This is a genomic window from Alicyclobacillus hesperidum subsp. aegles (assembly GCF_027923525.1).
Taxonomy (GTDB): domain Bacteria; phylum Bacillota; class Bacilli; order Alicyclobacillales; family Alicyclobacillaceae; genus Alicyclobacillus; species Alicyclobacillus aegles.
In genome coordinates, this window is sequence record NZ_BSBJ01000054.1 from 1 (window position 1) to 321 (window position 321).

The following is a 321-nucleotide window of genomic DNA, read 5'->3' on the forward strand; positions in this document are numbered from 1 at the left end:
GACTTTGGTGAGCATCTTCGGATGAAAGCTGCTACGGCCTCCACCGGGATAGTACTTCAAAAACACATCGTCACTGATGCGGTTAACAGCCTCATTGACGACGCGTACGACGTGACCTGGCGGAATCAGTTCCTCTAAATCCATTGGAAGAAACAGTTGATCCATGTTATAGTCAATGAAGACAACGTTGTTCAAAAGAATCGCCCTTTCTCGGTTGATGTTTGTTCGCACTTACATTTTACCGGAAGGGCGATTCTTTTTGTGGACATGTAGGGCAACATTCAAACAGATTTTCATAAATAAGGGGCTCCCCCTAAGTGC

General features: G+C 45.5%; 1 pseudogene. It reads right to left on the reverse strand.

Features of this window, described 5'->3' with window-relative positions:
- A pseudogene (locus QMF38_RS11420) lies at positions 1 to 165 on the reverse strand (IS1182 family transposase); the annotation flags it as partial.
- Between the last annotated feature and the right edge of the window lie 156 nt (positions 166 to 321).